At 67.7% G+C, this 7,279-nt stretch carries 10 protein-coding genes; 5 read left to right on the plus strand and 5 right to left on the minus strand.

Annotated elements, in window-relative coordinates:
* Positions 1 to 149: 149 nt before the first annotated feature.
* Entirely contained in the window at positions 150 to 1,430 is a 1,281-nt protein-coding gene (gene murA / locus D620_RS0104105; protein WP_017664523.1) for a UDP-N-acetylglucosamine 1-carboxyvinyltransferase, read from the plus strand.
* A 133-nt stretch (positions 1,431 to 1,563) separates the two neighbouring features.
* Here the strand turns inward: murA and D620_RS0104110 are convergent, their stop codons facing one another.
* The 4 genes from D620_RS0104110 to D620_RS0104125 all read right to left on the minus strand — a co-directional run bounded on the left by D620_RS0104110 (position 1,564) and on the right by D620_RS0104125 (position 4,028).
* Positions 1,564 to 1,794 (minus strand): ribbon-helix-helix domain-containing protein, encoded by a 231-nt coding sequence (locus D620_RS0104110; RefSeq protein ID WP_017664524.1) that lies wholly within the window; start codon positions 1,792 to 1,794, stop codon positions 1,564 to 1,566.
* An 80-nt stretch (positions 1,795 to 1,874) separates the two neighbouring features.
* Positions 1,875 to 2,387, minus strand: a complete 513-nt coding sequence (locus D620_RS0104115; RefSeq protein WP_017664525.1) for a hypothetical protein — start codon at positions 2,385 to 2,387, stop codon at positions 1,875 to 1,877.
* Positions 2,388 to 2,608: 221 nt separating this feature from the next.
* Complete coding sequence (gene thiS, locus D620_RS0104120) at positions 2,609 to 3,589, minus strand: sulfur carrier protein ThiS (protein ID WP_017664526.1); 981 nt, start codon at positions 3,587 to 3,589, stop codon at positions 2,609 to 2,611.
* A 49-nt stretch (positions 3,590 to 3,638) separates the two neighbouring features.
* Positions 3,639 to 4,028 (minus strand): MerC domain-containing protein, encoded by a 390-nt coding sequence (locus D620_RS0104125; RefSeq protein WP_017664527.1) that lies wholly within the window; start codon positions 4,026 to 4,028, stop codon positions 3,639 to 3,641.
* Positions 4,029 to 4,153: 125 nt separating this feature from the next.
* Between D620_RS0104125 and D620_RS0104130 the strand changes: the two genes are divergently transcribed.
* The 4 genes from D620_RS0104130 to rpsI all read left to right on the plus strand — a co-directional run bounded on the left by D620_RS0104130 (position 4,154) and on the right by rpsI (position 6,709).
* Positions 4,154 to 5,227, plus strand: coding sequence for a COX15/CtaA family protein (locus D620_RS0104130; RefSeq protein ID WP_017664528.1), 1,074 nt, complete (start codon positions 4,154 to 4,156; stop codon positions 5,225 to 5,227).
* Entirely contained in the window at positions 5,224 to 5,541 is a 318-nt protein-coding gene (gene cutA, locus D620_RS0104135; protein WP_017664529.1) for a divalent-cation tolerance protein CutA, read from the plus strand. The genes D620_RS0104130 and cutA overlap by 4 nt, the downstream gene beginning before the upstream one ends.
* Positions 5,542 to 5,714: 173 nt before the next feature.
* Positions 5,715 to 6,194 carry a 50S ribosomal protein L13 gene (gene rplM, locus D620_RS0104140; RefSeq protein ID WP_017664530.1) on the plus strand — a complete coding sequence of 160 codons (480 nt, stop codon included), beginning with the start codon at positions 5,715 to 5,717 and terminating at the stop codon, positions 6,192 to 6,194.
* Positions 6,194 to 6,709 carry a 30S ribosomal protein S9 gene (gene rpsI / locus D620_RS0104145; protein ID WP_017664531.1) on the plus strand — a complete coding sequence of 172 codons (516 nt, stop codon included), beginning with the start codon at positions 6,194 to 6,196 and terminating at the stop codon, positions 6,707 to 6,709. The genes rplM and rpsI overlap by 1 nt, the downstream gene beginning before the upstream one ends.
* A 142-nt stretch (positions 6,710 to 6,851) precedes the next feature.
* Here rpsI and D620_RS0104150 read toward each other — a convergent pair whose 3' ends face one another.
* Positions 6,852 to 7,043, minus strand: coding sequence for a hypothetical protein (locus D620_RS0104150; protein ID WP_017664532.1), 192 nt, complete (start codon positions 7,041 to 7,043; stop codon positions 6,852 to 6,854).
* Positions 7,044 to 7,279 lie beyond the last annotated feature (236 nt).

Here is a 7,279-nt window from a genome sequence, read left to right on the forward strand (position 1 = left end):
TGGTCAACAGGTGGAACGCATGCGTCCGTCGCGTGGCTCCGTGCCTTGAGCCACAACGCAGGTCAATGATTGTTCGGAATCGTCACCCATGCGGCCCCTCGCGCGCGTGCGAGTTGCACCAAAGGCACTTTTCGCTAAGGCGGATTCCCATGGACAAGCTGATCATCAAGGGCGGGAACCGCCTCCAGGGCACCATCCCCATCTCCGGCGCGAAGAATGCGGCGCTGACGCTCATTCCCTGCGCGCTCTTGACCGAGGAGCCGCTGACGCTGCGCAACCTGCCGCGGCTCGCGGACATCGACGGGTTCCAGCACCTCATGAACCAGTTCGGCGTCACCACCGTGATCCAGGGCACGCGGCCCGAGGATTTCGGGCGGGTGATGAGCATGGAGGCAACCCGCATCACCTCCACCGTCGCGCCCTATGACCTTGTCCGCAAGATGCGCGCGTCGATCCTCGTGCTCGGCCCGATGCTGGCCCGCGCAGGCGAGGCGACGGTCTCGATGCCGGGCGGCTGCGCGATCGGCAACCGTCCGATCGACCTGCATCTGAAGGCGCTCGAAGCCTTCGGTGCGCATATCGAACTCGCGGCGGGCTATGTGAAGGCGGTCCAGCCCGATGGCGGGATGCCGGGGGGCGATTTCGACTTCCCCGTCGTCTCGGTCGGCGCGACCGAGAATGCGCTGATGGCCGCCGTGCTGGCCAACGGCACCAGCCGCCTGTTCAACGCCGCGCGCGAGCCCGAGATCGTCGACCTGTGCAACATGCTGGTGGCGATGGGCGCGGAGATCGAAGGGATCGGCACCTCCAACCTCACCATCCACGGCGTGGGGCGCCTCCACGGCGCAACCTACCGCGTGATGCCCGACCGCATCGAGGCCGGCTCCTACGCCTGCGCCGCCGCGATCACCGGGGGCGAGGTGCGCTTGGAAGGTGCCAAGGCCGAAGACATGATGGCCACGATCCACGCGCTCCAGGCGATCGGGGTCGAGGTGACGTGGGACGCCAAGAGCGTGACGGTCAAGGCGAACGGCCCATTGAAGGCGACCGACCTCACCACCGCGCCCTATCCCGGCCTTGCCACCGACATGCAGGCGCAGTTGATGGCGCTCTTGTGCAAGGCGGACGGGGCGAGCGTGCTCAAGGAGACGATCTTCGAGAACCGCTTCATGCACGTGCCCGAACTCGCGCGCATGGGCGCGAACATCACCACCGAGGGCCGCACGGCCGTGGTCAAGGGCACCCAGCACCTGACCGGCGCCGAGGTCATGGCCACCGATCTGCGCGCCTCGATGAGCCTCGTCATCGCCGGCCTCGCCGCCGAGGGCGAGACGACGGTGCGGCGCCTCTACCACCTCGACCGCGGTTACGAGCGGCTCGAGGAGAAGTTGCAGCTGGTGGGGGCGGACATCGAGCGCGTGGACGACTGACGCCTGGCCTTGTGCTGGCCTGCAAATCGCCCCAGCACGACCTTCCGGTGCTCACGACCTTGAAGGTCGCCGCGCGCCGGGTGCTGCGCTGGCACGATTTTCGGCGAAGCCCAAGCCCAAGCTGCGTTGCGCTTTACGGTTGATTGACCACCAGCCACACCCGGATCGCGCTGGCGAGGCCCGGGGGCGTCGGCGATTTGATCCGCTCGGCATCGATGCGGGCGACCAGCGCGGCGACCGCCAGCCCTTCGCGCGCGGCGGCGGCTTTGAGCATGTCCCAGAACAGCGGTTCGAGGCTGATCGAGGTCTGGTGACCCGCGATGGCGAGCGAGCGCTTGACCGGGGGGTGATAGGGCGACGTCATCCGCGCCCTGTTAGCAGCTATTTGTGGTCGCATCGCTACTTGCAGAAAACCGGTTCCCGCTTTTCTGCGCGATGCTCCGGTCAGGCCGCTTCGAAGTCGTCCACATATTCGGGGAGGAACACCGGCTCGCGCTCGGACCAGCCGGGCGCGGTGGCGGCGGCTTCGCTCAGCGATTGGAGCAGCAGCTTGCGGCGCTCCGGGCGGATCACCGGCAGCGCGCTCGCGGCGCAGAAGGCGGCCGGGAGATAGGGCCGCACCGCCGCGCCCAAGAGGCGTTCGTAGAGGAAGCGGAAGGCGGAAAAGCTCGCCAGCCGCTCCTGTTCGAGATCGAAGGCGGCAAGGCGCACCAACTTGCCGAGGAAGCGCTCGACCTCATAGGGCGTGCCGTCCTCGGGGATCAGCCCGCGCAGGCTCTTCAAATCCTGATAGGCGACATATTGGCGGCGGATCGCGGTGTTCTCGCTTTCCGAGCGGCCCCAGCGGCGGAAAGCGTCGGTCCGGGCGAGACCGATATCGAGGCTGCGCTTGATGTAGCGCTGCTCGGCAGGGGCGAACCCTGCAAATTCCCGCATCTCGGCAATCGGCATCATCATGGCGCGTCTCCTTCGGACAGGGAGAACGTCGCAGGACATGGTTAATTTAAGGTTAGGTAGAGTTCTTGTTGTCCGCAGCCCCTCCGGGCTGCGAAATCCTCGCTCACACGGCCTGAAGGTCGGGTGACCCGCCTGCGGCGGTTCAGCTTCGCTTCCGCTGCGGGCGGCCGTTCGGCCTTGCGGCTGCGGCGCAGCCGTTACAGCGCCATACGCGAGGTGGGTTAGATCAATCCCGCCAATGGCGAGGACGGGTCCGCATACATCCGCCGCGCCATGCGACCCGCCAGATAGGCTTCGCGCCCGGCCTCGACCGCCAGCTTCATCGCGCGGGCCATGCGGATCGGGTCTTTCGCCTCGGCGATGGCGGTGTTCATCAGGATGCCATCGCAGCCCAGTTCCATGCCGACCGCCGCGTCGGACGCCGTGCCGACCCCTGCATCGACCAGCACCGGCACCTTCGCGCCTTCCACGATGAGCCGGATCGTGACGCGGTTCTGGATGCCGAGCCCCGAGCCGATCGGCGCGCCCAGCGGCATGATCGCCACCGCGCCCGCGTCTTCCAACTGCTTGGCTGCAATCGGATCGTCGGCGCAGTAGACCATCGGCAGAAAGCCCTCCTTGGCCAGCACTTCAGTGGCTTTCAGGGTCTCGCGCATGTCGGGGTAGAGCGTGCGCGCCTCGCCCAGCACCTCGAGCTTCACGAGATCCCAGCCCCCCGCCTCGCGCGCCAGCCTCAGGGTGCGCACCGCCTCGTCACCGGTGAAGCAGCCGGCGGTATTGGGGAGGTAGGTGATTGTCTTGGGGTCGATGAAGTCGGTCAGCATCGGCGCCTTGGGATCGGAGACATTCACCCGCCGCACCGCGACCGTGACGATCTGGGCCCCGCTCGCTTCCACCGCGGCGGCGTTCTGCTCGAAGCTCTTGTACTTGCCGGTGCCGACGATCAGCCGCGAGGTGAAGCTGCGGCCCGCGACGGTCCAGGTGTCCGCGCCCGCATGATCCCCCCCGCCGACGAAGTGCACGATTTCCAGCATGTCGCCCTCGGCCAGCGCGGCTTGCCCCAATGTCGAGCGCGGCACGATTGCGCCGTTGCGCTCCACCGCGACCTTTTCGGGCACCAGTTCCAGCTCGCGCACCAGATCGGCGATGGTAGCGGCCGCCGAGCGATGGGGGGCGCCGTTCAGGGTGATGCTCTTGGTCATGGCGGGTGACATAGTCCCTCGCGCCCGCGAGGCAACCCGCGCGTTTTGATCAGTGGGCCGCGCGCATGTTCAGCCAGTGCGCAGCCGAGACGATGGCGACGCCCGCAAGGGTGAGCAGGAACTCGTCGGTCCCGTGCGGCACCAGCAGCGCGACGCCCATCAGTGCAAGCCCGCCGAGCGCCACCGCGAACGGCAGCCGCCGCCCGCTGCGCAGCATGCCGCGCCCGATCGCCAGCGCGGCGACGGCCAGCGCCAGCAGCAGCCCGACGCGGTGGATGTTCTCGTCGAGCAGGAAATGCCCGCCAAGGCCCAGCGCCGAGACCACCACCAGCGTCAGCAGGCAATGCAGCGCGCACAGGCCCGCGAGCCCGATCCCGAGCTGGTCGAGTCGGCGGCGCGCGATGGTACGATTCGCAGGGGGCAGGGCATCGGGGGTCATGGGCTTTGGGGGCGCATGTATGTTATGTTGTTACATAGTGCAAGGTGCACTTGCGCCTGGCGCACGGCGCTTTGCGGCGAACGGGCTTGCATGGGCGGCGGCGCGGGGACAAAGAGCGGACCGTCATGGCCACCTCCGCATCCGTGTCAAACCTCTTCCCCCCCGCCGCCGGGACCCGCGCCCGCCCGCTCGCCATCGCCCGCTGGCTTGAGGCGGTTGCGCTGCTGGTGGTGATGATCGTCGCCGTCGGCGGGATCACGCGGCTGACCGAGAGCGGGCTGTCGATCACCGAATGGAACGTGGTGAGCGGCATCCTTCCGCCCTTGAGCGAAGCGGCGTGGCAGGCCGAATTCGCCAAATACCGTGCCACGGCCGAATTCCGCATGGAAGCGGGGCCGGCGGGCATGGACCTTGCCGCCTTCAAGTCCATCTTCTTCTGGGAATGGTTCCACCGCCTTCTCGGGCGCCTGATCGGGCTCGCCTTCCTGTTGCCGCTTGCGGTGTTCGCGGTGCGCCGCATGATCCCGGCGGGCTACGGCTGGCGGCTCGCCGCGATGTTCGCGCTGATCTGCGGGCAGGGGGCGCTGGGGTGGTATATGGTGTCCTCGGGGATGGGGGCGAGCACTCTCACCGACGTGAGCCATTTCCGCCTCGCCGCGCACCTCCTGAACGCGCTGTTCCTGCTGGCGGGCCTGGTGTGGACCGCGCGTGACCTGCGCGCCCTCGCCCGCGATCCCGCCGCGCGGCCCGCGCCGCTGGCGATTGGCGCGGCGCTGGTGGGCGCGGTGCTGTTCGTCCAGCTGCTGCTCGGCGCCTTCGTGGCGGGCCTCAATGCCGGCCACGCGGCGAGCGACTGGCCGCTGATGAACGGGCAGCTGGTGCCCGAGGCCGATTGGTCGAACGGCGCGGGTTTCACCCTGCTCAACGATCCCTACCTGCTCCATTTCATGCACCGCTGGTGGGCGTGGGTCGCGGTCGCCGCGCTGGTGTGGCTGGCCCGCGCCGTGCGGACCACCGCGCGGCTGGAGAGCATCCTCGTCCACACCGCCTTCGGCACGATGGTGCTGCTCGGCATCGCCACGGTGATGAGCGGCGTGTCGCTGTGGGTCGCCGCCGCGCACCAGCTGGTCGGCGCGCTGACCGTGGTTGCCGCCGCGCGGGCGATGCACGCCTACGGCACGGCGCGGCCCGCTGCATGAGCGCCGCGCTGGTCTGGTGCCCTTTCCCCGACACCGACGCCGCCCGCGCCGCTGCCGACACGCTGCTCGATGAGCGGCTGATCGCCTGCGCCAACATCCTCGGGCCCATCGAGAGCCGCTTCGTGTGGGAGGGCGCGCGCGCCACCGGGAGCGAGGTCGGCGTGCTGTTCAAGACCACCGCCGAACGGCTCGATGACGTGGTGGAGCGCCTCGGCGAGCTCCATCCCTATGATACCCCCGCGATCATCGGCTGGCACGCCGATGCGGTCCATCCGGCCACTTTCGCATGGCTGGCGGGGAGCGTCCCGGACTAGCGGTATTATTATACCCTATCCAGAAACGGCGCTTTTGCTTGACTTCGCGCGCCCCAAACGACATCTGCGCGCCACTTCGCTCCCCCGGCTCAGGTCAGGGCGAGCGATTCTTGTCGGCAACATTCCTGCGAGAATGCGCCGCACGGGAAAAATTCGAAACCAAGGAACATGCCATGAAGGCGCTCAGCAAGCAGACCCGGTCGATCAAACCGGCCGAGGTCGAAAAGAACTGGCACATCATCGACGCCGACGGTCTTGTCGTCGGCCGTGTTGCCTCGATCATCGCCAACATCCTGCGCGGCAAGACCAAGCCGAGCTACACCCCGCACGTCGATTGCGGCGATCACGTGATCGTCATCAATGTCGAGAAGGTGAAGTTCACCGGCAACAAGATGGGCGACAAGGTCTATTACAAGCACACTGGCCACCCGGGCGGCATCAAGGAAACCACCCCCGCCAAGGTGCTGGGCGGCCGTTTCCCCGAGCGCGTGCTCGAAAAGGCGGTGGAACGCATGATTCCGCGCGGGCCGCTGGGCCGCCAGCAGATGAAGGCGCTGCACCTCTATGCCGGCACCGAGCATCCCCATGACGGCCAGAAGCCGCAGGTGCTCGACGTTGCTTCCATGAACCGCAAGAACAAGGTGGCCGCATAATGGCTGACGAAACCACGACCGTCTCGGATCTCGCCGATCTGAAGGACATCGCCGCGAGCGTGCCGCAGGGTGACGCTGCCGAAATCGCCCGCGTCGCCGCCCCGCTGCGCGAGCGCGAGATCGACGCGCAGGGCCGCGCCTACGCCACCGGCCGCCGCAAGGACGCGGTCGCCCGCGTGTGGGTCAAGCCCGGCACCGGCAAGATCATCGTCAACGGCCGCGACCAGGAAGTGTACTTCGCGCGTCCGACCCTGCGTCTGGTGATCAACCAGCCCTTCGGCATCACCGACCGCACCGGCCAGTACGATGTCATCGCCACCGTGCGCGGCGGCGGGCTGTCGGGCCAGGCGGGCGCCGTCAAGCACGGCATCGCCCAGGCGCTCACCAAGTACGAGCCCGAGCTGCGCACCACCGTCAAGGCGGCCGGCTTCCTCACCCGCGACAGCCGCGTGGTCGAGCGCAAGAAGTACGGCAAGGCCAAGGCCCGCCGCAGCTTCCAGTTCTCGAAGCGCTAATCGCGCTTCCGGGGGCAGTTCTCGAAGCGCCAGTCGCGCTTCCGGGGGCAGTTCTCGAAGCGCTAAGGCTCGGCCTTACCGAATACAGGAAGGGCGGCCCCCGCAAGGGAGCCGCCCTTTTTCATGCGCACCGCCCCGGGAACTAGCGTTGCAACGGCGACAGCGCGAAGAACAGCCCGGTGCCCGACAGAAACAGCGGCCACGACCAGAACATCCGCACATCGCCCAGCGAAACCATATGGATCGCCAAGGGCCCCGCGCTGGTGCCCTGCGATCCGATCACCACCGCAATCACCGCCGATACGATTGCGCCGAAGATCACCGATTTGATCACGTTCCTCACCTTTCCCCGTGGAGCGCGCACCCTTGCGGACGTCGCGGAGTGAACGGTGCGGCCACGCGTGAAGGGCGATCGGGTATATGCCGTCCTCGCGTGCCCGCAGCGGCATTTTCACCAATTAAGTCTTAAAGGGGGCGATAGAGGAAAGGTTAAGCCCGAACCGCGTATGTTTACCTAGGCGCGCGCGCCCCGCCTCAGGCGGCGGGCTCGGCCGGGGCGGGGATCAGCCG

Source organism: Porphyrobacter sp. AAP82, from assembly GCF_000331285.1.
Lineage (GTDB): Bacteria > Pseudomonadota > Alphaproteobacteria > Sphingomonadales > Sphingomonadaceae > Erythrobacter.